Origin of the sequence: Enterobacter cloacae complex sp. AR_0002 (assembly GCF_001922365.1) — a bacterium.
Classification (GTDB): Bacteria; Pseudomonadota; Gammaproteobacteria; order Enterobacterales; family Enterobacteriaceae; genus Enterobacter; species Enterobacter hormaechei_C.
Genome location: NZ_CP018814.1, coordinates 888,495 through 912,350, shown reverse-complemented (window position 1 = coordinate 912,350; position 23,856 = coordinate 888,495). Strand labels below are relative to the sequence as shown.

22 protein-coding genes are annotated in these 23,856 nt (G+C 54.7%); all 22 read right to left on the bottom strand.

Features of this window, described 5'->3' with window-relative positions:
• Positions 1–11 precede the first annotated feature (11 nt).
• The gene (locus tag AM329_RS04480; protein ID WP_022651396.1) at positions 12–392 is read right to left on the bottom strand and encodes an immunity protein Tsi6 family protein; all 381 of its coding nucleotides are present in this window, start codon (positions 390–392) and stop codon (positions 12–14) included.
• A gap of 80 nt (positions 393–472) precedes the next feature.
• Positions 473–1,543, bottom strand: coding sequence for an ADP-ribosylarginine hydrolase Tri1 (gene tri1, locus AM329_RS04475; protein WP_032609459.1), 1,071 nt, complete (start codon positions 1,541–1,543; stop codon positions 473–475).
• 209 nt (positions 1,544–1,752) lie between these two features.
• Positions 1,753–1,836 (bottom strand): hypothetical protein, encoded by an 84-nt coding sequence (locus tag AM329_RS26035; RefSeq protein WP_230687821.1) that lies wholly within the window; start codon positions 1,834–1,836, stop codon positions 1,753–1,755.
• A 482-nt stretch (positions 1,837–2,318) separates the two neighbouring features.
• Entirely contained in the window at positions 2,319–3,392 is a 1,074-nt protein-coding gene (locus tag AM329_RS04465; protein WP_023314297.1) for a hypothetical protein, read from the bottom strand.
• A 14-nt stretch (positions 3,393–3,406) separates the two neighbouring features.
• Positions 3,407–3,853 carry a hypothetical protein gene (locus tag AM329_RS04460; RefSeq protein WP_023314298.1) on the bottom strand — a complete coding sequence of 149 codons (447 nt, stop codon included), beginning with the start codon at positions 3,851–3,853 and terminating at the stop codon, positions 3,407–3,409.
• A gap of 24 nt (positions 3,854–3,877) precedes the next feature.
• Positions 3,878–4,948, bottom strand: a complete 1,071-nt coding sequence (locus AM329_RS04455) for a PAAR domain-containing protein (protein ID WP_032609462.1) — start codon at positions 4,946–4,948, stop codon at positions 3,878–3,880.
• Between the two features lie 21 nt (positions 4,949–4,969).
• Positions 4,970–6,928, bottom strand: a complete 1,959-nt coding sequence (locus AM329_RS04450; protein WP_032609465.1) for a type VI secretion system Vgr family protein — start codon at positions 6,926–6,928, stop codon at positions 4,970–4,972.
• Positions 6,929–7,011: 83 nt separating this feature from the next.
• Entirely contained in the window at positions 7,012–7,428 is a 417-nt protein-coding gene (locus AM329_RS04445) for a hypothetical protein (RefSeq protein WP_223831765.1), read from the bottom strand.
• 52 nt (positions 7,429–7,480) lie between these two features.
• Positions 7,481–8,227, bottom strand: a complete 747-nt coding sequence (locus tag AM329_RS04440; RefSeq protein ID WP_032610238.1) for an ankyrin repeat domain-containing protein — start codon at positions 8,225–8,227, stop codon at positions 7,481–7,483.
• Between the two features lie 11 nt (positions 8,228–8,238).
• Complete coding sequence (locus AM329_RS04435) at positions 8,239–9,705, bottom strand: hypothetical protein (protein ID WP_032609467.1); 1,467 nt, start codon at positions 9,703–9,705, stop codon at positions 8,239–8,241.
• 25 nt (positions 9,706–9,730) lie between these two features.
• Positions 9,731–11,164, bottom strand: a complete 1,434-nt coding sequence (locus AM329_RS04430) for a serine/threonine-protein kinase (protein WP_032609468.1) — start codon at positions 11,162–11,164, stop codon at positions 9,731–9,733.
• Positions 11,165–11,188: 24 nt separating this feature from the next.
• Positions 11,189–13,804 carry a type VI secretion system ATPase TssH gene (tssH, locus tag AM329_RS04425; RefSeq protein ID WP_032609469.1) on the bottom strand — a complete coding sequence of 872 codons (2,616 nt, stop codon included), beginning with the start codon at positions 13,802–13,804 and terminating at the stop codon, positions 11,189–11,191.
• A gap of 38 nt (positions 13,805–13,842) precedes the next feature.
• Positions 13,843–14,886 carry a type VI secretion system baseplate subunit TssG gene (gene tssG, locus AM329_RS04420; RefSeq protein WP_022651406.1) on the bottom strand — a complete coding sequence of 348 codons (1,044 nt, stop codon included), beginning with the start codon at positions 14,884–14,886 and terminating at the stop codon, positions 13,843–13,845.
• Positions 14,883–16,754, bottom strand: coding sequence for a type VI secretion system baseplate subunit TssF (gene tssF, locus AM329_RS04415; protein WP_032610239.1), 1,872 nt, complete (start codon positions 16,752–16,754; stop codon positions 14,883–14,885). The genes tssG and tssF overlap by 4 nt, the downstream gene beginning before the upstream one ends.
• Positions 16,755–16,756: 2 nt before the next feature.
• Positions 16,757–17,320, bottom strand: a complete 564-nt coding sequence (tssE, locus tag AM329_RS04410) for a type VI secretion system baseplate subunit TssE (RefSeq protein WP_032609471.1) — start codon at positions 17,318–17,320, stop codon at positions 16,757–16,759.
• Positions 17,313–18,125 (bottom strand): type VI secretion system accessory protein TagJ, encoded by an 813-nt coding sequence (locus tag AM329_RS04405; RefSeq protein ID WP_032609472.1) that lies wholly within the window; start codon positions 18,123–18,125, stop codon positions 17,313–17,315. The genes tssE and AM329_RS04405 overlap by 8 nt, the downstream gene beginning before the upstream one ends.
• Positions 18,126–18,134: 9 nt before the next feature.
• On the bottom strand, positions 18,135–19,121 hold the full coding sequence (locus AM329_RS04400) for a hypothetical protein (protein ID WP_032609474.1): 987 nt from the start codon (positions 19,119–19,121) through the stop codon (positions 18,135–18,137).
• A gap of 16 nt (positions 19,122–19,137) precedes the next feature.
• On the bottom strand, positions 19,138–19,935 hold the full coding sequence (locus AM329_RS04395) for a PP2C family serine/threonine-protein phosphatase (protein ID WP_003859969.1): 798 nt from the start codon (positions 19,933–19,935) through the stop codon (positions 19,138–19,140).
• The gene (tagH, locus tag AM329_RS04390; protein ID WP_032609475.1) at positions 19,932–21,707 is read right to left on the bottom strand and encodes a type VI secretion system-associated FHA domain protein TagH; all 1,776 of its coding nucleotides are present in this window, start codon (positions 21,705–21,707) and stop codon (positions 19,932–19,934) included. Before tagH ends, AM329_RS04395 begins: the two co-directional genes overlap by 4 nt.
• A gap of 90 nt (positions 21,708–21,797) precedes the next feature.
• Positions 21,798–22,214, bottom strand: coding sequence for a hypothetical protein (locus tag AM329_RS04385; RefSeq protein WP_032609476.1), 417 nt, complete (start codon positions 22,212–22,214; stop codon positions 21,798–21,800).
• Positions 22,208–23,197: a hypothetical protein gene (locus AM329_RS04380; RefSeq protein WP_015570333.1), complete on the bottom strand. Its 990-nt coding sequence runs from the start codon at positions 23,195–23,197 to the stop codon at positions 22,208–22,210. The genes AM329_RS04385 and AM329_RS04380 overlap by 7 nt, the downstream gene beginning before the upstream one ends.
• Positions 23,198–23,272: 75 nt before the next feature.
• A complete protein-coding gene (locus AM329_RS04375) occupies positions 23,273–23,755 on the bottom strand; it encodes a type VI secretion system tube protein Hcp (protein WP_014884229.1) in 483 nt (160 codons plus the stop codon).
• Positions 23,756–23,856: the final 101 nt, after the last annotated feature.

Genomic DNA, 23,856 nt, shown 5'->3' with positions numbered 1-23,856 from the left:
CATATGAAATACTAAAATTCATCAGGGAATTTCTTCATGAGGTTTTGTTTCTTTTTATTATAGTTGGTATCGACCTCATGCGGCAGCCTAACCTTTAACCCTCGGCGGATTTGATCCACAATAAACCAGGCATCTGACAACCTTTCAAAAAACAACTCATCAGAATGATCAAACTCCTTCCCTGCATACATACCGAACGTCATATCCCATAATTTCGCTCTATCCTTTTCCTTGCCTTCGATTAAATCCCGTAGAAATAATAATTGTTGTACAATAGAGTCGTACATTTGCAAAAGCGGGGATTGGGGATCACGATTCTTGACGTCTGCATATCTTTTCTGTGCTAAAGTTAATGCTCTATCAACGTAACCAAACATTGTCATTTCATTCATTGCAGTAGATTCAGTTAACTAAAAATTCCATACCTGATCGCAAGTCATCATATGCCCTCGCTTACCCTTGGTAATTCTAACTATAAAAAATTATCCTCAGGTGCTCTATCGAATAGTTTACCCGCCATTGTGGCAATACGTTCGTGTTGTACGAGTTTATCTTTCCAGTCCTGCGGGATAGCGGAATAACCATACAACGCCCCCGCTATTTGTCCCGCCGTCGCCGCAACGCTGTCAGCATCATCGGCAAGGTTGGCTGCCAGCAGAATGGCATCACGGAAATTATCCGTATTCCATACGGACCACATCGCAGCCTCAAGCGTATCGATAACATAACCACTTGAACGAATCTGGTCGCGAGTTTTTTGCTTATACTCACCCGCGTTTATGATCATTACACGCGCGCACAGTGGGAAAACATGAGGCGAAAAAGCTTCTTCTTTTTGATAACCGTTGATTAAATAGTGCAATACCAATCCGAGAAATTGGCATGCGTTAATTGATTCTACCGCGCCATGCGTTGCTCGACTCTGAGCCTGTGATTCGAAGTAAATCGCACGCAGTGATTTTCGACGAAAGATAGATACCGGTGCTTGACGAATAACCCCAGCATTACCAGCAGTGTGTTTCTCTGTATTACCATACCAGGAAGGTCCGACACGCATATACTGTTCAAGCGCGAACCGCGTCGTATTGCCGATATCGAAGCACCGACCATTACTGCTATTCTCTCCGTCAAGATACCATTTCAGGAGATATTTTCTAAGCACATCGGTGTGCATTCTGTTTTCTGAAAGATAAGTCTCTGCCAGACATAATGCCATGGACGTATCATCTGTCCATTCACCAGGTTTTAATTGAAAAGGTCCCCCACCAATCATATCTGCTACATGTTCACTGTCTCTTTTCTTAAACTCAAGAGTGGTGCCGACGGCGTCCCCAACAGCCAATCCCACAAACGCCCCAAGCGCTTTATCACGTGAAACATCTTCAGTCGTGACTAAAGGTAATGTTACATCCCATGGGAGAGATGAATTCGACGCATCTATACTATTGCTTCTTAATCCATTACGGACATCAATTGGCATATAACATTGATAACGATCGGCATAATGATTGGTTACTGAGTCTTTACTGTGAAGATCTTGCATCACACACCCTTTAAATAGAGCAACAGGGGGGGTCATATGACAGACCATTATTCATCTTTTCTCTTACCAAAAAATCTTTGATTAATTTGAAGAAGGGAGATTGTAATCAAAGACTGCGCATCACTTGCGATATCTTTTTTGCCTTTTTAAGTATTCTACGCCTTGCTCATGAGGAAGAATAATCTTAAATCCTTGTCCCATTTGCGAAGCTATATACCTAGCATTGGACAATGCTGAGAAATTTCGTCATCAGTAGTATCAAACTCTTTGGACGCACGCACTCCGAGATTCAATGTGTGTAATTTACTTTTATATTTTTCAACACCAATAAGAATAGATTTAATATAATCTTACTGATTCTTCTCCATAACATATAAAGAAATGTAGGATATTGCTCTAATCGACTATTAATTGCATCAATAGCATCATTGATATAATCCAACGCGGTATAATTTTCTTTATTCATGATCCACCTTAAATATATCCTTTTCACTTGAAAGAATCTTTGAAAGCGTGCTCTGGCGTAACCACTGCCGCCGTGGTGGTGTGAATTTTCTGATGCCCGACTTACTTGCCTGCGCTCCTGACGGATATCGGCATAGCAATGCCTCCAGCGCCATCAGACGGCTGATGAAGTCCAGGCTCGATTCCTGATAGTGACGGTTTATGGTGGAGATGATATTGACAGGGCAGGGAAACCGACAAAGTCACCGATCATCTAAAAAAAGAAAAGCTACGCGTACGCATGAATTTGTCCTGAATATCGAGTCAAAGATTAGACATTTTCTATATGGAATGTTGACAGGATGATTTCGAGGCAGCGTTTATTCGCCTCGAAGTGGTAATCATGATAGTTACGGTGTCTGCCAATCAGTTCTGCATAGCACCAGACTTTGCCCACGCTAAAAATATAGCACTGGTAAACAGCGCGCATTTCTTCCTCTGCGCTGAACATTTCCCCCCGGCATGTCCACAGTGTTTTTCCGAGGGATGGATTAAACTCATTTGGAATAGTAGCAAGTGCTTCAGTCTTAAGCGTAACGGCAGGTTCTCGATCGTGAAACCGTTTAATCGAAACGCTAAAAACATCCTGCGCGGTAAACAACATCTCCTGCGAAAAAAAGCAAAGATTAATGACACCGTAGTTAATGCCATCAAACGAGTGCTCGACCACCAGGCGCGTTTCTGTAAGGGGATTCACCTGCCAGGATTCCGGTACTTTAAATCCACTGCTGTTTTTAGCACTGAGGTTCACGGTCTTAAGCAGTTCAGCCAGAACCAAGTTACTACGATGCAGTAAATCCCAGTTCACTACAGTAAAGTAAATATCATTCGCCAGCGCAGGGTAGTCGCGAGCGGCACAGGCCGCTTTAATCAGGAAATAATTTCCGCCTCCTTCTTGCGGATTGTAATCTTTCTGTACGGTATAACGTGAAATGACCTCGTCGCCGGACGAGTGCGTTTTGAGAGTTAGCACATCTGCAAAAAGGCCACTACCGGAAGGATGCGCAATTAAGCGCTGATTCAACACTTTCTCGCCCATCAGTTCCAGTTTATTAAACAGCCAATCAGAGGGATTCATCTCCCACTGACAGCGTTCATAAGCGGCCCAAACTTCCATATAGGGTTGCGCATCATCGGTGGCATAGCGACCCAAGTTAGTCAAGCCGACCTCAGGAAGGTGCTGCGGGGTCAGTTCAGCTGGCTTAACACGATTTGGCAAAATCACCCAGTACTGAAGCATTTTTTTATCAGCAGAGGTATACAGGCATTTCCAGTAGTTCGCCTTAATCTCTTCATTGCTTGCGGTTGAGACGATGGGAAAAGCATAATTATTACCAGTGTTCATAAAACCTCTTCAACTCAGACAGTGCTGCCAAACCAGATACCATAGAACATTAAGATACAGCCTAACGAGGCTAGACACTTTACTACCAGGCGTAATTTTGCCCCATACTTACCAGATAGTGATAATAATTTTGTATAGTTTGCTGCAGTGTTATAGCGCTTGTGGAATCGCATAATAATATCGAAAATATTATTCAACATCACGACAAAAAACTTCGACAGAAGCACTGCCATAAAGGAAGCTGGTATTATTACTGATAATGATCGTGCAGTTTCTCTGGTAAGCAACGGGATGAACTTAGAAAAGCCAACCAAAACAATGACCAATACAAATGCACCAATCAGTACTGAAATGAATTTTATTCCAAAGCCACGCCATTCTTCTTTTGTATACAGATCTTTTCCATTCCAGATATAGATCAAAGTGATTAAAATAAAAATCGTTAAGCCAGCCCATTTCATTATTTCATTGTCCTCTCACATCCCTTAATCGCCTATCAAAACAGTAACACACCCGGTAATAATTGTCCCATCCCCGCTTTCTGTCGGAACAGAGGTGACGGCTGGCTCATCCTCTTCGCCATACAAATAGTCAAAGAAATCCAGTATAGGCTTAAATGCCACTTTCAGACTTGCATCACCCTTAAGCCCTACAAGCCCTGCAGCCCCACCAGTCACCCTGACGTTAACGGAATAATCTTTAGTGTCCCAGAAAGCGCTTCCACCTCCCGCGAGACCAGCAGACCCAAAGCTACCGTCGATTTTTGCTTCTCCGGAAACGATGCCCAGAATATCAAGGTTACCCGAAACTTCGCCTTTCACTCCTTTCGCTTCCGCACCGGCGTCAGCAGTCAAACCATACTTCCCATCATTGCCGGTATAAACTTCTAATACGGCTTTAGCTTCTGCTGTACCAATAGTTATATCCCCTGATACTCCACCATACAACGTTCCTTCTTTACCCGCAGCAACCGAACCACCGTATTGCTCACCTGTCGCAGCGGCATTCGCATTCAAGCCATAAATATCGTTGCCGCCACCATACAGAGACCCCGTCGCATTGGCGACGGCGAGTTTATTACGCATTTCTGCCCGTAGCAGATCCTTACTTTTCATATTCCCAATTGTAATATCCGCCAACGCAAAACCAGCTGAAGCGGTATCAAAATCACCGTTGAGGTTTTTATCTTCGAGGCTGGCGTACGCACCCAGAACACGAGCATCAAAATGTTCGCCGTGCATCATCCCATCTTCGCCGGCATTTTTCGCCAGCGTGCCCCCCCAATATTGAGGTGCTGCTGCTTTCGGTATGGCAGGTGCCGGTGAGCCGCTAACATCACACTTCGTCTTGTCTCCTTGACGTGCAAGTGGCATACCGTTAACGAAGACAGTACCGGAGCCCCCCACAATAATACCGCTGCCGTGCGTCGAGCAGGATAACGTATCACCCTTTCGAGCGGCGGGAAAACCACCGATGATGACGTCCGGGCTTCCCGACTGTATTGGCCCCGAATGTGCGCTGACATCTATGGTCGCTCTGGCGGCAGGCTGTCCCATGTTCAAAAATCCTTCTACATATTAGCTGTTAATTTTAACAACAGCGCCTTTAATATCTGTCAGGTTTGTACCATTGAGATGAAGAGTATCATTAGCTTTCATCTCGGCATTTATTCCGCCGCCTAACTTCGTCAACTCCGTCCCTTTGAAGGATGCCACAGTAATACTCTCAGCCTTGAGTGTCCCTTCGGAAACGATAATTTCAATTGTCGATGGCGTGATAAGAATGTAGTTATCATTCACCTTTAACTTAATCGAGGTTGTCGCTTCCAGCAGAGCATTTCCCTCTTTATCCATAGTCAATACGGTTTGGTTTTTACCTACATTGAATTTGTGCTGATTACCCGTGTTGCTGGTTGAATTCGCCCCCACGTTCACGTCCCGGTTACGCTTAACCGTTACGTGCTCATCCCGGCCGATAATTTTTTTACGGTCTACCCCTACGTCATGTGTCTCGCAGTTCTCGATCTCGGTGTCCATGTTTTTTTCAGCATGAATCCAGATCTGCTCTTGCCCAGCCTTATCCTCGAATCGTAGGGCATTGGCATTATCTTTGTGGCCATCCTTACTGCGGCTCATAAAACCCATCTGCGTCGCAGCAGCCGGCAGCGCCCACGGCGGCATGCTCGCGTCGTTGTACACGCGCCCGGTAATGATCGGACGGTCCGGGTCGCCGTTGATAAAGTCCACCACCACCTCATCGCCCACGCGCGGGATCTGCACCCCGCCGTAGCCCTGGCCCGCCCACGCGCTCGACACGCGCACCCAGCAGGAGCTGGTGTCATCGCCCTTCGCCAGACGGTCCCAGTGGAACTTCACCTTCACGCGACCGTATTTGTCCGTCCAGATACTCTCCCCCTGCGGCCCCACCACTTTCGCCGTCTGCGGGCCGTAGGTCCGCGGCCACGCCGTGCTCTGCGCCGGACGGTAGGACACCGACGCCGGGATAACGGTGAAATCGGTGCGGTGAATGGTTTCCCCCTCACCGCTCGCGTAGCGGTTCTCCTCGAAGTGGTAACCCGCCGCCGTGACCAGATACTCCCCGTTATCGCTGAAGAACGGGGCGTTGGTCAGGGTAAAGATGTGGCCCGGCGCAATGCCCGCCGCCGTGGCCGTCGCCTGAATCTGCTGATGCTCCACCTGCCAGCGTTCCTGACGGATGCGGGCGTAGAATTCCGCATGGCCCGTCTCCACAAAGCGCCCCGGCCAGTCGTACACGTCGATGCTGCCCGGTTTCGGTGACGCCGGGTTCTGCTGCGCCTGGAAAAGCCACGCGTTCGGCTTGCGGAAGTCATAGTCGTCGAGGCTGTAAATCCCCGGCGTCACGCTGTCCTCCAGCGCCCACTGGCTGATGCCCTCTTCGTCCGTACTGCCGCCGGACGGCGTCTGGTGGTAAGGAATGACCTCATAGCCGCTGAACGGCTGGTGCTGGGTGGCGGCGTCGGTGAGCACCAGGGTGTGTTTGTCGGCCTCGTGGCTGAAGTAGTACGCAATCCCCTCCAGCTCCATCAGGCGGCTGATGAAGTCCAGGCTCGATTCCTGATACTGCACGCAGTAGTCCCACACCCGGTAGCTGCCGGTGAGTTTGTCCTCGAGGTTAACCTGATGCTCACCCAGCAGGGTTTTCACAATCTGCGGCACCGTCTGGCCCTGGAAGATACGCAGGTTGCGGTCGCGCTTCATCGGCCACAGGTCCGGCTCCACCGTCAGCTGGTACACCGCATAGCGGGTGCCCGTCAGCTCAACGGCGCTGACCGCCACCCGGGTAATCTTGCCGTTTATATAGCGGGGCGTCAGCAGGCTTTGCGTCGGGATGGTCACCGTGACCGGCTGGCCCAGCAGCTTAGTGCGGTCAATGCGCGCGTCCGTGCCGAGCACGGTCAGCGTCAGCGCGAACGACTCGGACATCGCCTCGCGGCCGGAGAGTTTCCAGAAAAGCAGCCCCTCAACCGGGAGCTGAACGGTAATTCGGTTGAGCATAATCTTTATTCCGTAATGGTTTATGCTGAGAATATTTTTAACGCAAGGCTTTTTAAACGTGAATGTTCTGGTTATTGGCCGTCTTACTCTTTAACCGGGGGCCTTTCCCCTTCATATTTATAAATCCACAGGAAATAGATTTTCAGAAACTCTGACAAAATGAATAAAAATCCATTTAGCCAGACATTCATCACGCCCGTGAAACTTAACACCAGGGGAAAAAGGGAAACTGAGTAGCGAAACCCAACCAGACGCAGTATTTCCTGGTAGAGTGCCAGTCTGCTCGCGTATAAATTCCGGGCGAAGAAGCACCATGCTGAGGCAATAAAAGAGAGCAACAACAAAAAATCGAGAATAAAGAAAAGAATAACCAGAGCGCTATACCCACCAGCAGACAGCGTGTTCACAACCGTACTGAAGGCGTGTATATCGGAAATAAAAGGGATCTTGTCATGCCGCAAGGACTGGGCACAATATAAGACAACGGCCAGGGCATCCATGCATCCCCAGAAAACGAAAACCTTATCTCTGGCGTTCATGACAGTTGAGCAATCACTTAACCGGCGCGGGTGGCCATTCGCCCCCCTTCTGGATGAGCTTCTCTTTTATTTCGTTTAATTTCTCGTATTGCTCACTGCCTCGCTCGAGTCCATTAAGCGCGTCCGCGAGCGCATTGCTCATCGACCAGCCATTTTTGGCCTTAATTGACGGATCCGCTCCACGATCGAGCAGCAACAAGACATGATCGTAAGCCTGGTTATCCAGCGCATCAAACACCAGCGTTTTACCCAGTGAGTTGGTTGAGTTGACGTCAGCACCGCGATTGAGCATGGCTTCCAGCGTCTCTGTATTTTTCGCTTTTAGCGACTGGAAGATGATGGGTTCGTGGAAAACCTTATCTTTCACGTTGGGTGAGAGGCCACCGTCCAGCATCGCGTCGATCCAGTCCGCACTGTCTCCCTTTAGGGCAAATTCGGCAGGACTGCTTTTTCCCTGCGGTCGAGGCTGGAGCGGATCTGCGCCAGCCTTAACAAGCAACGTAATCACCTTTAAATGGGGCGATGTCTTTTTATCATTAATCGCGTTGCCGATGGCCCAAAAAAGCAGGGTCATATCCTGCTTTCCCGGTTTATTAAGATCGCTGTCTGGTGCAAGCGTCTTCACCGCGTCGACATCGCCTTCTTCAATCGCTTTCGCCAGTTCAAGCTGCTGACCGCTGAAGTAGTCCTGTGGATTAAGGTCCATATCCTGCTTACACCCCTGAATCATGAATAAAAAACATAACGCGACAAAAGCCATCAACCCTTTTTTCACAATCGACTCCCGATTATCGAAATATCCTCATCCTTCTGTTGCTCTATGCAATCAATCGCCTGATTAATCCCGTGGCGGTCCAGCGCACTTCCGGTTCCACCGGGAAGGTCATGGGGTATTCCGGCAGCATTAGGGCTCAGCGCAGAGATTTCCTCTTTGAGGATCCACGAAGGGACATGCCCTTTCATCGTTTTCAGATCTTCCCAGGGGTTAACTTCCTGAATCTTCGTCAGCAGTTCACCTTCAACCCGATACGCCTGGATATTATCCGTACTGCCTAATATCTTACCGCCGTATTTTTCTACGGTTCCGGCATTGAGGCCGGCGGCGTTAAACGTCCACCCCGCTTTCCCGCTGCCCATAGAGGTTGCAGAGGCGAGACCACCGCCAAGGGAATGACCGGCAATATCAATATTCTGGCCTGACCTTGCCAGCTCCTTACCGATACTCACGGCCTTTTTATAATAATCTGAAGCCATACCCATGCCCTGTGAGAAGTTGTTCGACCAGTCAGCCCCGTTTACCACCGGCGCCAGTTCCCCTTTGGTCAGTAGAGAGGAGACATTCTCAGACAGAGAGGCGAAGCCAGGCTCGCGCGATCCCCTGAATACCAGCGTGGGGTTCATATCTGCACCAAACACTTCCGGCTTCGGTTGATAGACGCGCGCCAGAAAATTGGGGGACGTATCATCGTCAAAGAGCATGGATTTATTCAGCCCGAACTTTCCTAACAGCACATCGTCATTACTGATATCCGTCCATCCCTCCGGCACGCCCGGTGTGGTTTCCAGCGGGTTCACGGTCTTATAAATATTTTCCGCAAGCTTCGCTTTTTCCACCGCGATATTATTCGCCGCCAGACGTTTCGCGGCGATCTGGGCATCCGGATAAAGGCTATTGCTCCCCTTCGCGATCAGATCTTTACGCGCCTGCCAGCGTTCTGCTTTGGTCATCTTCTGAAGCTGCCCGGCATAGGTTTTACCGTCCTTGCCCGGAGTAGGTTCATCCGGCACCTGTGCCGTTTTAGATTTCACCACCTGTTTTGGCAGTACCGTTGGCGCAGGGCGAGATCCGTACGCTCTCACCATAGTTTCGTAGCGGTCAACAATCGTACTCACCGGATACCAGCCCAGGCCGACCAGCGAGGCAGCCTGGAGTTGCCCTTTGGCGTTGATATAAAAAATTTCCGTTACTGATGACCAGTCACGAAAACTTTCGTCAATGGCAACCACTCTGCCCATCTCTAAATCCTGCGCGATCAGCGTACGGGTATCGCGCCCGGACTGATAAGGATTCGCACCGGTGATCGTGCGCAGCAGATCGTAGCGCGTGAAGAGTGAGCGCAGCGAATGGTCGGGAACCGACATAATCCACTGTCCGGCAACGGACGGGCGGATTATTTTCGCAAACAGCGCTGGCGAGACGTTCTCGTGGAACAGATAGACAAACTTGATGTTATACATTCGCTCCGTCCTGTTACCCGCAGGCTTACGGATTCACCAGCCAGGTGCCTGGCTTCGCAATATCCAGCGTCTGGGTACGCGTTCTTCCATTGCCTTCCAGTTCAATGCGGGTCTCGCCCGCAGGCAATTTCAGCGATGCGTAACCGTTATTCCCCGGACGCAGCGCTTTAGACTCGCCGTTCACCTTCAGCGTCTCGCCATCAAGCATGCGGATGTAGACCAGCGCGACCGGGCTGGCGTCGACAGGCGGCGCACTCTGCTGCGCCGTAGCAGGTGGCGCTACCGGCTCGCTCACGTCTGCCGTTGCCGGTCTGGTTTCCGATTGGGATGAGGTCTCAGCCGGAGGGCTCACGGCAGGGGTTTGCGCCGTCTGCTCTGGCGTTTCCTGACTGCCGCCGCCGAACAGCATCGCACCGGCAACCACCCCAACCAGCACGCCCGCGGCCACCAGCCCCGGAAGCTTGTAACGTCGCCAGTCCAGCGCGGAAGCAGATGCCTCCTCTTCCACCGGCACCAGCATCGTGCCGGTCTTCTTCGCGGTCAGCACCTCGTCGATACCGGCGACGGGCATCTCGATCAGCGCCGCGAACTCCTCAATGGATTGCGGACGGTCTTCCATATGCAGCGCCAGCGCCTTGTCGACGGCCTGTAGCAGCGGGATGGAATAGCCCTGCGGCATCAGCTCCACCAGCGGTTTGCAGGTGTCCTGAATCGAGCGCACCACGCTGACCGGTGGCGGAGAGCCCACGATGAGGGTGCGCAATACGGCGCCGAGCGCGTAGATATCCGTCCACGGCCCCTGCTCGCTTTCATTGTCGTCGGTATACTGCTCGATAGGCGCGAAGCCCGGACGCAGCATGGTTTCCGTCTCATCCGAGAGATTACCGATGGTGCGGCGCGCCGATCCGAAATCGAGCAGCACCGGCAGGCCGTTATCCTGAATCTGAATGTTATCCAGCGAGATGTCGCGGTGTAGATAACCCTCGTCGTGGATCGTTTTGATGGCGCCGAAGAGCATTGGCAGCATGCGGCGGATCCACGCCTCGTTAATCAGCTCCGGTTTCTCTTCGCGCAGACGCGACAGCGTGGTACCGCTGTAAAACAGCGTCCCCATATAGGCCGTGTCGTTTTGCACCCAGAAACGCAGTACGTGCAGCAGGTTCGGGTGGTTAAAGCGCGCCAGCAGGCGGGCTTCCTGGATGAAGCTGTTCAGACCGGCAGAAAACGCTTTGCCGAAGCGCTCGCTGCGCAGCACCAGCGTCATATCCTCGCCGCGCACGGCGAGGGAGGAAGGCATAAATTCTTTGATAGCGATAGTGCGTTCGAGCTGGTGATCCCAGGCGCGATAGACGATGCCGAATCCGCCGCCGCCAATCACCTCTTTTATCTCAAACTCATTGAAACGGTACCCGACCGGGAGCGCGTTTGGGACAGTCCGATTGTTATCATTATCCGTCATCTTTTACAGTTCTCTTGATGATTATTACGCGGCAAACTGACAGTGGAACTCGCCCTGCTCGCAGGTGACATGCAGACGTCGGTACTGCTGGTCGCTGCGGCTGGCGGTAAGTAAAATCTGGCTCATCTGAGGCAGCAACGTATTGGTCAGAATCGCATCCACCATACGCCCGCCCGACTCAACCTCGGTACAGCGCTGAACAATCTGTTCGACCACGCTGTCGTCAAATTCAGAAATAATGTTGTGATTCTCTTCCAGACGACGCTGAATGCGCCTGAGCTGAAGACGCACAATCTGCCCCAGCATCTCGTCGCTGAGCGGGTAGTACGGCACCACCAGCAGACGGCCCAGCAGCGCCGGTGGGAACACCTCCAGCAGCGGCTGGCGCAGCGCGCCGCTTAAGGCCTCAGGCTCCGGCATGAGGTCCGGATCGGCGCACATGGCGCTAATCAGCTCGGTGCCGACGTTGGAGGTCAGAATAATAATGGTGTTGCGGAAATCAATATGGCGCCCCTCGCCGTCTTCCATCCAGCCCTTGTCGAAGACCTGGAAGAAGATCTCGTGCACGTCCGGGTGCGCTTTCTCAATTTCGTCCAGCAGCACGACGCTGTATGGACGGCGGCGGACGGCCTCGGTTAATACCCCGCCTTCACCATACCCTACGTACCCCGGAGGCGCACCTTTTAAGGTGGAGACGGTGTGCGCTTCCTGGAACTCGCTCATGTTGATGGTGATGACGTTCTGCTCGCCGCCGTACAGGGATTCGGCGAGCGCCAGCGCGGTTTCGGTTTTACCGACGCCGGACGGACCGCACAGCATAAAGACGCCCACCGGCTTGTTCGGATCATCAAGCTTCGCCCGCGAGGTTTTCACGCGGCGGGCAATCAGATCCAGACCGTGACGCTGGCCAATAACACGCTGGTTCAGCGTGTCGGCAAGGTTCAGCACCGCGTCAATCTCATTTTTCACCATCCGGCCCAGCGGGATCCCGGTCCAGTCTGAGACCACCGCAGCCACCACGTTCTCATCCACCGCGGCAAACAGCAGCGGTTCGTCACCCTGTAAGATCTTCAGCGCCTGCTGCTGTTCTGCCAGCTGGCCGTGCAGCTCGGCGGTATCCTCATCTACCGCCGCAAACAGCGCGGCACGCAGACGGATAATCTCCTGCACCAGGCTGCGCTCTTCTTCCCAGCGTCGGGCCAGGGCTTCGCGTTTTGTCTCATACGCGTCGCGTTCGGCGCGTAATGCCGTGACGCGCTCGGCATCACCGGCCGCCACGCGCGCTTCGCGTTCTGCGATCTCAATTTCCACGTCAAGCGCAGCAAGGTGACGCAGACAGTCTTCCAGCTGAGCAGGCGGCGCGCTCTGGCTGACGGCCACGCGCGCGCAGGCGGTATCCAGCAGCGCCACCGCTTTATCCGGTAGCTGACGCGCAGGGATATAGCGATGCGACAGTTTCACCGCCGCGCTGACCGCTTCGTCGAGGAGTAAAACCTGATGATGGGTTTCCAGCGGCGACACGGTGCTACGCAGCATCAGTACGGCTTTCGCTTCATCCGGCTCGTGAACCTGTACGGTCTGGAAGCGGCGGGTCAGCGCAGGATCTTTCTCAATGTATTTTTTGTATTCCGCCCAGGTGGTCGCGCCGATGGTGCGCAGTTGCCCGCGCGCCAGGGCTGGCTTGAGCAGGTTAGCGGCATCGCCGGTGCCCTGCTGTCCGCCTGCGCCAATCAGGGTGTGGATCTCATCGATAAACAGAATAATTGGCGTGGCGCTGGACTGCACCTCGTTAATCAGCGCCTGGAGGCGCGCCTCAAATTCCCCTTTCATGCCCGCTCCGGCCTGAAGCATGCCGATATCCAGCAGCCACAGCTGAACGTTTTGCAGCGGCTCCGGCACGTCGCCGTCGGCGATACGCAGCGCCAGCCCTTCCACCACTGCGGTTTTCCCGACGCCGGCTTCCCCGGTCAGCAGGGGGTTGTTCTGGCGACGACGAATCAGGATATCGACCATCTGGCGGATCTCTTCATCGCGCCCCACCACCGGGTCAATCTTGCCTTCCCGGGCGCGCGCCGTCAGATCCTGACCATACTGCGCCAGCGTGCCCTGCGCAGCCGGTACTGCCCCGGCAGGCGCGTCCGCAGCGGCGGCGGCCTGCTGGCTCTCTTTGCTGCTGGCGCAAATGGCGTCGAACTGCTCGACCAGCACCTCAACGTTAAGACGGGTGAACTGCGCCGAAATACTTTTCAGCACGTTAGCCAGATTCCACGTTTTCAATATGCCGATCAGCAAATGGCCGCCGCGGATGCGGCTGACGCCAAACTTCAGCGAGCCGTAGACCCAGGCGCGCTCGACGGCGCTGTCGATATGCTCGGAAAGATCAGACACGGAACTCGCGCCACGCGGCAGGGCATCCAGCGCCGCCACGATATCGCGCGTCAGCTGCTGTTCATCAAGGGCGAAGTGACGGATGACCTGTTGCAGATCGCCATCCTGCTGCTGCATCAGCTGATGCAGCCAGTGCACCAGCTCAACGTACGGGTTGCCGCGCAGCTTACAGAAGGCAGTCGCGCTTTCCAGAGAGGTAAATAACAGCGTATCCAGTTTGCCGAAAAGCACGGCACGGCTAATTTCTGACATGTTAGTTTCCATTAACAATGATTCGGTATACGGAAGGATTATCGCTCTGCGCGATACACCAGATCGCCACGCGGAACAGGCTGAGGCTGAAGGCCGAGCCAGGTGTTGTACCCTAATCGCCCGGCGCTGCCGAGCGTGGCGCCCTGCACCGCATCGGCGCGCAGGATCACCCGTGTTTCCCATTCAAATTCCACCCCGGCGTACTGTCGCACCCAGTCGCGCAGCTCGGTCACCCATCCTTCGCCCGGCAGAAAACGGTTGTAGTCGTCTGCGCTCAACGGGCCAATCTCAAGCCGGAATTTATGCTGCACGTCGCGTACCGCAATGCCGAGAAAAGCGGACTCTCCCATGCGCGGCAGGCGACGCCCCTCACCCAGCTGTGCCTGCTCCCGCGTTGAGAGCGGCATCCACTGCGGGACGTTGGCCACCAGCCTGACCGGCACGTTGAAATAGTTGCGCAGGATTTTCTCCAGCCCTTCCGGGTCCCGCCCGTGGCGGGTCAGGTGCCCGGCGTGAGTAAAGCGGGCATGCGCGCTCAGGCTGCCTTTCGACATCTGGGCAGGCTGCCCCATGCCAATCAGCGATGCCAGATACCCTTCGAAGCGCCTGTTGTCGTCGCGATCCAGTGAAACGGCAGGCTGCGCGTCCGCCCAGGCGCGGTAGAACAGCAGCGTCAGGCGGTGGTGAAAGAGGTCGGCAAACGCGCTGAGGCTGTGATCCTGATGATGATGAATACGCTCGCGGGCATACTCAGTCATGTGCACCGGCAGTGGGCCGTTAGGACCAAACAGGCCGAAGCTCAGAATGGAAACCTCATGCAGTCCGTTCTCTTCCCGCTGCCGGACCTCAGCAACCGTTGACGGCGCAAAGCCCATTGAAGGCTGCTGACCAATACGCAGCGGCTCAAATTTAGGCAGCGGTGCGCGCCCCAGCGGGTAACGCTCGCCGCCCTGGGCATCAATGCGTCTTAACAGCTGGAACAGATCGTAGCGCCACGGCGTCTCGCGCACTCCGCGCCAGAACGCATCGGGCAGCGGCGTCAGGCGATGCACGCGCAGCGTTGCAGGGGCAACTTCACTCATACCAGCGCCCTTTTACCCATACGAGGCGCCCAGTAGCCGATTTCGCCGCGCTGCTGGCTCTTGAGCGTGAACTCCGTAAAGCTGTTGATGGAGACCAGGCGGGCAAAAAGGCGCTCCAGCACGCTGCCGAAAAGCCACGGGCTGGCGCCGGAAAAGGCGCGTTCGTCCACCGTCAGGGTGATGCCGATCCCGCGGGCGAACACCACCGGGCCGGGTTCCGGCACGCGGCGGTGCACCGGCTCCAGCACGCAGTGACGAACGCCATCCACCTGACGGGCAACCGGCGTCTCGGCGAGGTTGGCGTATAGCCCTAACAGCTGACGCAGCGCGGCAGCGCCCTCTTCGTTTTCGCTGTCCATCAGGCTGAGGTAGTTCATTTGCAGCTGGCTGATGAGCCGCCAGGTGCTGAACCCTTCGGCCAGTGCCGGACGCGGCGGCGTCGGGCCTTTACGCAGGGTTAACGCCTTCACCGGCATGGAGTCGGCCATAATAAACTGCCCAAGCTCCTGCTGGAGCATCAGCGGCAGGTCACGGCTGGTGCACAGCACCTCGGCGGAGATATAGCGCAGGTTTTCCTGCCACGGCGCGTGCTGCGCATCCACCAGCGAGACGAAGACCTCCGAGCCGATATAGCCCGTGCGGGTGCCATAGCGCAGCGCGTGTTCGGAGAGAACGCGCTGCTCACGGCGCAGGGAAAAATAGGCGCCGTAGTTGCCCGCGTCCCCGCTCCAGGTACTCCAGAACGGACGAAACGTCTGGTCGTCCCGCTGACCATCCGCGCTGGCATAGATTTTTTTCACGGCATAAATTTCATAATCCAGCGGGCGGATGTTATCCACCACCAGGTGGTATTCATGCTGGTTTTCGCTCAGCTTCTGCCGGGCCGCCACTTTCGGGAACAGGTTGATCACCGGCGTGCAGTGCAGCGCCAGGTGGCTGGCATCCACCACGCGCTCCAGCTGATCGTCGCTCTTGTCGAGCAGAATGAAGATATCAAACGCTTTTTCGTCTTCGCAGCGCTGGATCAACTTGCCCAGCCCGCTCAGGCTGATGAAACGAAAACGCGCCGGGAACGCGAAGTACTCCTGCAACAGGCGATAGCCGTCAAAGTTACGCAGATCGTCCGGGAGCAGGGCCTGGTCCGCATCAAAGCCTTCCTGACGCAGGGCGTCAGACGACAGCAGCTGGCGCTGGGGCTGCTTGCTGACCGTCTGGCAGACGATGCCCGCGTGGTGCTCCATCACCAGCTCCAGCAGCTTCAGCGCCTCGATGTCCGGGCCGCTTAAGAAGAACTCCAGGCGGTCAAAATCCAGGTGCCCGAGATGCTGCGGGCCATCGCAGGCAATGCGGACCCGTAAGGCGCTGCTGATCCCCCGCTGACTCAGGCCGAGCTGGGCCAGCGGCAGATCGGCGGGAACGCCGCCCAGCTCGATCCGCTCAATTTTTAACGGCAGCAGGTTCACCTCATGCGCCGTGGTATAGCTGCACGTAACGCCGGTTTTTTTCAGCGCCAGGCTGTCCATCATGGTGCCGCGCGGCACAATAAAGCCTTTGCTCAGGTCGCCCCGGCTGCTGTCGGGCTGAATTTCAGCGATCGCCATCGACGGCGTAGGCGCCAGATAATTTGGCGCAATCATCTCCAGCATACGCTGTGAAAAGCGCGGGAATTCGGCGTCCATTTTCATCTGCACGCGGGAGGTCAGGAAAGCGAAACCTTCCATCAGGCGCTCAATGTACGGGTCCGCCACTTCGATGCCGCGCATGCCGAGCCGCCCCGCCACTTTCGGGTAGCGTTCGGCAAACTCCGCGCCCATCTCGCGCAGATAGGCCAGTTCACGGTTGTAATATTCGAGCAGTTTGCTTTCCATCATTACCCCGCATCTTTCAGTTCAAAATGGCCGTTTTCCAGATCGACGTCGGTGCGAAAGAGAAACTCCAGCGGATACGGCACGCACCACAGGCGGCCTTTGATTTCGATAGACAGAACGTTGTGCAGATCTAACGAGGAGGTATCGGACACGCAGCGAACCTGAAGCCCCTGCGGCAGGATCCGCGGTTCAAAGTTAATAATCGCTTCGGTGAGCTTGCGCTGAATGTCGTGCCATTCGATATCAGACATTCTTTTCCCCGCCAGCGGCGCGACGCCGAAGTTAACGACGGAACGGCTCACCTGCGTCAGCCCGCTCAGATCGCTGGAGGTATCGTGGTTGATGGTATTAAACAACCACTGTAAATCCCGCAGGACGTTACGACGCAGCGCGGCGTGGGTAATCAGATTGCTGTTGGCGGACTCGCGTTTTTTTTCCGGATCGTTATCCGTCAGGCGATCCAGCAGTGAGGGCTGCATTTTGTCGCGCGCCCCCACTTTCTCCTGCCTGCTGCGGGCCTGCCAGCCGCTGCGCAGCAGATCGCCTTCGCCAGCGGTATTACTCATCCGCACCATCCGAGGTAAATGTCACCAGGCTCAGGGTAAGCAGCGGGCTTTCGCTTTGCTCGCTCAGCCAGGCTTTCTGCCCCATGCCTTCATACAGGACACCGTCGTCGTCGAGCGGGAGCCACTCGGTGGTGCGCCCCAGTCTAACGCTATCGGAAGCGCCGTCAGCAAACGGATAACGCGCCGGGATCTGACACACCTGCTCGGTGCCGTCCGTGAGGCGGACCAGCGCATGACGCCACACCAGATCGGTCACGCTGGCCGGAGCCTGAAAACGGATCGCATCGATGGCGCAGAACGGCACCCAGAAATAGCGGCCATTGACCAGGGTTTCACACACCGGCCCAAGACGGGCATCGCCGTCCATCAGCCATTCAAAGGTGTGGCTCTCTTCATTCTCCAGCGTGACCTGCCCGCGGCTTGCCGGGGCCTGTTCGAGTGCCTCCAGGCGCAGCGTTTGCGCTTGCCCGGCGCGTTCGGTCAGCGCCTGGGCTAACGTCGACAGCCACGGCCACTGCGCCTCGGGCATTGCCGGTCGCGCCTCTCCCGCGAACACGCGCGCCCGCTGCTGTTCACCCTGAATGGCCTGCTCCAGCAGCGTTACGGTTGGTTTTGCCTGCGGCTTCAGCGCCAGCCAGCTCTTCAGCTGGGTCAGGGCGCGCGCCCAGTTGCCGCTGAGGATCAGAAACTGCACAAACGCGGCGCGCAGATCGGCATCCGCCGGACGAGCTTTGATTTCGGCTTCCAGGCGAAGCAGCGCGTCGCTAATCGACTCACCCGCCAGACGTTGATAAAGCGTATTCATAGCCCCTCCTTAATTCGTCGCGCGCCAGGTGCCCACTGCCGGATCGCGCAGCTGCGGACGCAGCGTGTCAATCAGAACAACGTTCAGCTCCGCGCCCGGTGCAACCCATGCGCTCCAGATCTTCTTCACCTCTGCGATACGCGCCTGGAGTCTGGCGTCGTCGCTGGCGATCTCACGGGTGATTTCCACCGCCACCGTGCCGTTGCTCTTCCAGCCGTTCAGAGTGCTGTCGTACGGCAGGATCATCCAGCTCTGGTCGCTGTTCGGGGTGCTGAAGACCATGCGCTCTTTGTTAACGGAGGTGATCAGCGCCTTTTCAGGATCGACCGCGTTGTTCAGTCCCATCACCGGGAAGCCGTGAATGTAGGTGACCGGAATCGCTTTCTGCGTCCCGTTACGATTTTGCGTCACCACGGTGTGGCCGCTGAGCCAGCTACCGTTGCCGCAGCGGGTGGTGTCGGAATCCGGAATAAACAGCGCCGGCGCGGAGGAACCGCCCTCCCAGAAGGTGCGCAGGTGGCAACCGTCCTGAAGGGTGAACTCCTGCCATGGCGTACGATCTGCCGCCACGGTGTGCGTCTCCGGATTCTGGTCAGGCGGCAGCAGCGCGCCTGAGGTGGTGGTCGTTGCCGCCGCCGTTTCCTGCTGTTTCACCACCAGCGCCCAGTCCTGCGCTTTAGCCGCTGTGCCCCGGGCAAGCGTCGTGCCTTCCGGATCGTTAAGCGTCCAGTTCAGGGTATTCAGCTTGCTGCACTGGTGCTCCAGCAGCGAGCCAAGGCGCGGCACGAAGTTTTCCAGCACCGAAACCTCTTTCTTGCCGTTCGCCACGATACGCAGCGCCACGTCCGCCTTACACCAGCTTTGCGGCGTATTGTCTTTAATGTTGTCGATCCAGATATCCAGCTTCTGCGCAGGAGACTGCACGATGCGGAAGTTTTCAGCCTGTGCGGTGGTCGCCACCGTCAGAAGAGCCAAACCCGATAGCCAAAGTTTCATATCAATCCTTGTGTGTCTAATCAGTTCCGCAGGGAAGAAATTGTGCTGCGTCAGAGAGCGTATGCAGCAAAGTGGTGTCCTGAGGGTTGCCCATCCACACCGCCACGGCGGTATAGTTATCCTGAGCATTGCCCTCCTGTTCGGCATTCTTTTGAATGATTTGGTTCATTAAGGTCAGCCACTCCTGTGGCGTATTGACCATGTGCAGCGACTGCTTCATCTGCTCTTCGCTGACGCCGTGCCAGAAACCGTCGGTGCAGAGCAGGAAGGCATCACCGTCCTCGACCTGCACGACATCGCTGTAGCTCGCTTCCGGTCCGCCATTCTCAATACCCAGCGCCAGATACAGCAGGTTGCTGTTGAGATCGTCGGTCTGATGCCCGGCATCTTTCATCTGCTGGACGAGGCTGTGATCGGTGGTGACATGCCACAGCCAGCCGCGGCGAAACAGGTACAGGCGGCTGTCTCCGGCGTGCGCCCAGTAAGCCAGACGGTAATCCCTGTCGATAAACAGGCTGACCAGCGTGGTGCCCATCCGGCGATAGTCCTGCACGGCCTGTTGTTCGCTGAGGATGGTGCGGTTCGCCGTTTGGACGTAGTCACGAATATGCTGCGCATTCAGGTGCTTGTCGCCGTCAAAGCGGGAAATAATGCTGTTGCGGGCCAGCTCAGCGGCCACCTCGCCGCCCGGCAGGCCCGCGATGCCGTCACAGACGACAAAGCAGGCTGAACGTTCCCCGATGGTTTCTCCCGTCTGATCCTGGTTGCTGGCGCGCGTCCCCTGGCGGGAGAGAGAAGCCGTTGCGATATTCATTTTTCTTCCGATCCGCTTTGTGAGTCTTTGTACTGATTGACCTCCATGTCATAGGCATGGAGGAAGGCTTCGCCAAACAGGGTATGGAAGTCGTCCTCGATCTCGCCCGCCGTCTCGCCATAGCTGCGAACGAAATAATCCCACAGCGCGGCTTTACGGCTGCCCGGCAGCGCCAGGCGTGACGTCATCCCGTTCTGCTTCGCCTGCTCTTCCAGCTGTTCCGGATTAAAGGATTGCAGCATGGCGGCGATAATGGCGCGGATACCGGAGATCATCCCCAGCTGGTGCGCCTGGAGATCGATTAGCGCATCACGCACCGATTTGGTCGGCGGCATAAAGCCCGGCATCGGCGTGCCGAACATCTGGATCAGCACCGTTTTCCCGGTCGGCAACAGTTTGAACGGGTTGTTCGCATCGTCGAGCACCATGGTCATATCGGCTTTCACCCCACGCTTGAGGATGGAGCGCGAGGAGAGCAGCGCCACGGTCCCCTGCGAGAACATGCCCAGGATCTGCCCCAGCTGACGCATATTTTCCCGGTCAAACTGCGGCACCGGCTGCATTTCGCTCAGGCCCATGCCCTCCAGCAGCGCCTCCAGCAGTTCGCCCTGAAGCACCTCGCCCCGCTCGCCGGTCTGCGCGGAGGAAGCAGGCGAAGCAGCGTTTTTAACCGGGTCGATACGCAGGCGGCCTTTAGGCGCCTGCGCGTTGCTGCGCGCCACGGCCTGCGGCGTTGGCATGGTGAAGCCAGCGTAATCGGGACGCGCGGGCTCTTCTTCCGCGCGCGGCGCATCCTGTGGTTCAGTCGGTTCCGGATCGAACAGCGGTGAGCTGGCCAGCGCATCCTCTTCCTGTGCGGCTTGCGGTTCAGGCTTTGGCTCCGGCTTATCGGCCACGATTTCATCCGGATGGGTTAACGGCGCGCCACCCATCAGGCCGAGGGGGTCATCGTGACGCGCGGCAGGTGCGCTCGCCGACCCGCCAAACAGGGCTAACGGATCAAGTTCGTCCGACGCCTCTTCCTTTGGCTGGGCAGGTTTGCTTTCGTCCGGCTGTACCAGCGTTGAAGGGGTGACATCGTCAAAGATGCTCTCTTTTTTAAACAACGCTTCATCGCTGAACAGCGTGTCCGGGTCAACGTTTTTACGTTCAAGCGACGGTTCGGCGTCGTTAAACATTGCCAGCGGATCTTCGGCATTCCGCTCCGGGGCCGCAGGCTGAGAGAACGGATCGTGGGATGCCGCGGGCTGTGGTTTTGCCCGGTTGCTGGAGATGCTGTCGGAGATGGAAAACTCCTGCATCAGGCTGTCCCAGATTTCCGACGGCACGGCCGTAGGTTCAGCTTTTCCGCGAGGCGCGGCGCTGGCCGGTTTCGGTTGTGGCGCCGGAGCAGGTGTCGCAGCTGGGCGCGCCTGCTGCATGCTGGCCGCCATGCGGCTTACGGGCTGGGTGTCATGAATGAGTTCGCTGACTTCAATGCGATAATCATCAATACCGAGAATATCCCCATCCTGAAGCTCAACCTGACGCCCACGCTCCAGCGGGATATCATTCAGTACCACGCGGGTAACGCTGCCGCGGTTCGTGACGCGGCATTCGGCACTGGCGTCGACGTGAACGATGGCCTGCAAACGCGAGATGGTGCGGTCATTGTCCGGCAGCACCAGATTGTTATCCGTACCGCGCCCAATGGTGCCGCCCGGGGCATAAAAATCACAGCTGCTTTGCGGCGGCTGATGACCGGGTTTCGTAGAAATAATCGTGAATCGCATGGCGTATTCCTGCTGGTATGATTAGCGCTCAAACGCTGCCGCTCTCGGGGGTGAAAACGGCGGGGTTTGGGGGTTATGGGCTGATTAAAATTATTTGACTACATTCAGGAAAATAATGCCAATAAGCAGCCATAGCGTGAAAAGAAAGGCCTGAGCTTTATAGCGTCGATGCAGTTTTAATATCCAGCCGATTCTCTCTTCCGGTAATGCCTGAACGAATTTATAGGCATCGTCCTGAACATTTCTGTCTTTGGTAAATTTCATCTTCACGCCTTTGCGAAGACGAACAAACCAGATTATTTTTTGATAGTTTGCCAGCGAGCCAAAAAATGATGCGTAATATGTCACCAGATCGAGATCGTAGCCTTTTTGCCTATATTCTGAAAGAAGCTGATTATATTCGGCCTCGTGTTTTTTAAAATAACGGGAACTGATGAAGTCCATAATTACGACAAGTAAAAATAAAACAACAATCAGAAATAAAAGAATATTTTCTAAATTCACCATAGCTTATCCATGACATATTCAGTTGCTCCACCGGCAACTTCGCCACCAATGTATCCACCCGCAGCGGCTCCTACCACAGAACACGCGAGCAACCCTACACCACCTGTTGCCACGCCCAATGCAACACATACGCCAGCCCCAGCCATGGCGCCATATTTTCCGCCATAAATCCCGCCCGCAAGACTGGCGCCAAATTGACTGTACTTCTTAACGGCGACTTTGGAACAACTCTGCTCTCTACCTACTGTACAGGCATCGTAAACTTCATTGGTTGTGTTTGCACCAGCGAAGCCGATAGCAAGCCATCCTCCCATTTTCAGAAAACGGGCAGCTTTTGAAGCATTGTCTACATATGTTGAATACCCTCGTATCGAGGCAACACCCGCAGTACTCCATTCGTGGACAATTGACCTGCTTGATAAACCTAAAGCGTGCTTGATTTCTTCATAAGGTTTCAGTTTCAGCGTTAGTCTGGACAGCTTATTTAATAAAACGTCCAGCTCAGAAAAAAGTTTTTGCCTTTCAACAAAAAACTGCTGCCCGATCAATGTGCCTTGCGTTCTGTATTGATTTTGATAAGCCAGTTCGATAGCTTTTAATTTCTTTTCTATTTCGCTAAAGTACCTTTCACCTGCATCAGCAACCACCCCGAGAGATTTATCCATAAAATTAGTTAATGCTGCGATGGTACTAAAATGCTTGTTAAAGAAATTAGCTTCATCTGTATTCAGTTCTGCCAATGCTCCATTAACCTTTTGCTTTGCATTTTGTAATTGTTTTAGCTGAACCGCATTTTCAGCACCCGGAGCATTAAGGATCAATATTTGCCCGGGTTTTAACCACCGTGTGTCCCTGTTCACTTGCATAAAATAACGTGCCGCTTCACTGTCTGGTTTATTGAACAGTAGTCTTGCCTGGAAATCTAACGTACCAGCCTGCTGAACAACACAATAACCAGGAGCAACCGTTGATTTTACGCTCATATTGACATCCCTTTGCAAACGAAATTAAGTCTCTGTAAATAATGACCGGGGAAAACTCCCCGGTCACGCGCGCAATTACGCTTCTTTGTTTTCTTTGATGTTCCAGCCAGCGCTGCTTTCAGCACCTTTACCACCGGCAGTGGTCTGCTCCCAGTACTGCTGTTTCACTTTCGCAGCCTGGAATGCATAGGTCACGCCAACGGTATCGCCGTTGTCTGCACCCGTGTACTGAACGGAAGTCACGAGAACGTCTTCCAGGGTGATGCGGGTGTATTCAACCTGCTGACCACCCGCTTTGCAGACGGACAGTTCAACTTTGGTCAGGTGTTTACCGCTTGCGCAGTGTTTCAGGATTGCTGTAGTGGATTTGTCGATCAGAGCGTTAACGTGCAGATCGTTAAAGTTAACCTTACCGGCACCACCGCCACCACCCACACTCATATTACCTGGCTGGGACGCGCCCCAGGAGAAGGAGGTAATGTCAGTCCAGCCGGTGTGGTTAGAATCTTTAGATTCGCCCGTAACACCCTCGACCTTCAGAAACATATCAATAGCCATAATATCTACTCTTCGTGGATGAACAATATTGCTTTCGAAAAAGCCCTTATATGGCAAACAGGAAAGCATGGGGCTGAATAAAACCGTCCATATTTTACCTC

Excerpts from the sequence above, each read along its gene's own strand:
- AM329_RS04480 (WP_022651396.1), bottom strand. The coding sequence starts at position 392 with ATGAATGAAATGACAATGTTTGGTTACGTTGATAGAGCATTAACTTTA.
- tri1 (WP_032609459.1), bottom strand. The coding sequence starts at position 1,543 with ATGCAAGATCTTCACAGTAAAGACTCAGTAACCAATCATTATGCCGAT.
- AM329_RS04465 (WP_023314297.1), bottom strand. The coding sequence starts at position 3,392 with ATGAACACTGGTAATAATTATGCTTTTCCCATCGTCTCAACCGCAAGC.
- AM329_RS04460 (WP_023314298.1), bottom strand. The coding sequence starts at position 3,853 with ATGAAATGGGCTGGCTTAACGATTTTTATTTTAATCACTTTGATCTAT.
- AM329_RS04455 (WP_032609462.1), bottom strand. The coding sequence starts at position 4,948 with ATGGGACAGCCTGCCGCCAGAGCGACCATAGATGTCAGCGCACATTCG.
- AM329_RS04450 (WP_032609465.1), bottom strand. The coding sequence starts at position 6,928 with ATGCTCAACCGAATTACCGTTCAGCTCCCGGTTGAGGGGCTGCTTTTC.
- AM329_RS04445 (WP_223831765.1), bottom strand. The coding sequence starts at position 7,428 with ATGGATGCCCTGGCCGTTGTCTTATATTGTGCCCAGTCCTTGCGGCAT.
- AM329_RS04440 (WP_032610238.1), bottom strand. The coding sequence starts at position 8,227 with ATGGCTTTTGTCGCGTTATGTTTTTTATTCATGATTCAGGGGTGTAAG.
- AM329_RS04435 (WP_032609467.1), bottom strand. The coding sequence starts at position 9,705 with ATGTATAACATCAAGTTTGTCTATCTGTTCCACGAGAACGTCTCGCCA.
- AM329_RS04430 (WP_032609468.1), bottom strand. The coding sequence starts at position 11,164 with ATGACGGATAATGATAACAATCGGACTGTCCCAAACGCGCTCCCGGTC.
- tssH (WP_032609469.1), bottom strand. The coding sequence starts at position 13,804 with ATGTCAGAAATTAGCCGTGCCGTGCTTTTCGGCAAACTGGATACGCTG.
- tssG (WP_022651406.1), bottom strand. The coding sequence starts at position 14,886 with ATGAGTGAAGTTGCCCCTGCAACGCTGCGCGTGCATCGCCTGACGCCG.
- tssF (WP_032610239.1), bottom strand. The coding sequence starts at position 16,754 with ATGGAAAGCAAACTGCTCGAATATTACAACCGTGAACTGGCCTATCTG.
- tssE (WP_032609471.1), bottom strand. The coding sequence starts at position 17,320 with ATGAGTAATACCGCTGGCGAAGGCGATCTGCTGCGCAGCGGCTGGCAG.
- AM329_RS04405 (WP_032609472.1), bottom strand. The coding sequence starts at position 18,125 with ATGAATACGCTTTATCAACGTCTGGCGGGTGAGTCGATTAGCGACGCG.
- AM329_RS04400 (WP_032609474.1), bottom strand. The coding sequence starts at position 19,121 with ATGAAACTTTGGCTATCGGGTTTGGCTCTTCTGACGGTGGCGACCACC.
- AM329_RS04395 (WP_003859969.1), bottom strand. The coding sequence starts at position 19,935 with ATGAATATCGCAACGGCTTCTCTCTCCCGCCAGGGGACGCGCGCCAGC.
- tagH (WP_032609475.1), bottom strand. The coding sequence starts at position 21,707 with ATGCGATTCACGATTATTTCTACGAAACCCGGTCATCAGCCGCCGCAA.
- AM329_RS04385 (WP_032609476.1), bottom strand. The coding sequence starts at position 22,214 with ATGGTGAATTTAGAAAATATTCTTTTATTTCTGATTGTTGTTTTATTT.
- AM329_RS04380 (WP_015570333.1), bottom strand. The coding sequence starts at position 23,197 with ATGAGCGTAAAATCAACGGTTGCTCCTGGTTATTGTGTTGTTCAGCAG.
- AM329_RS04375 (WP_014884229.1), bottom strand. The coding sequence starts at position 23,755 with ATGGCTATTGATATGTTTCTGAAGGTCGAGGGTGTTACGGGCGAATCT.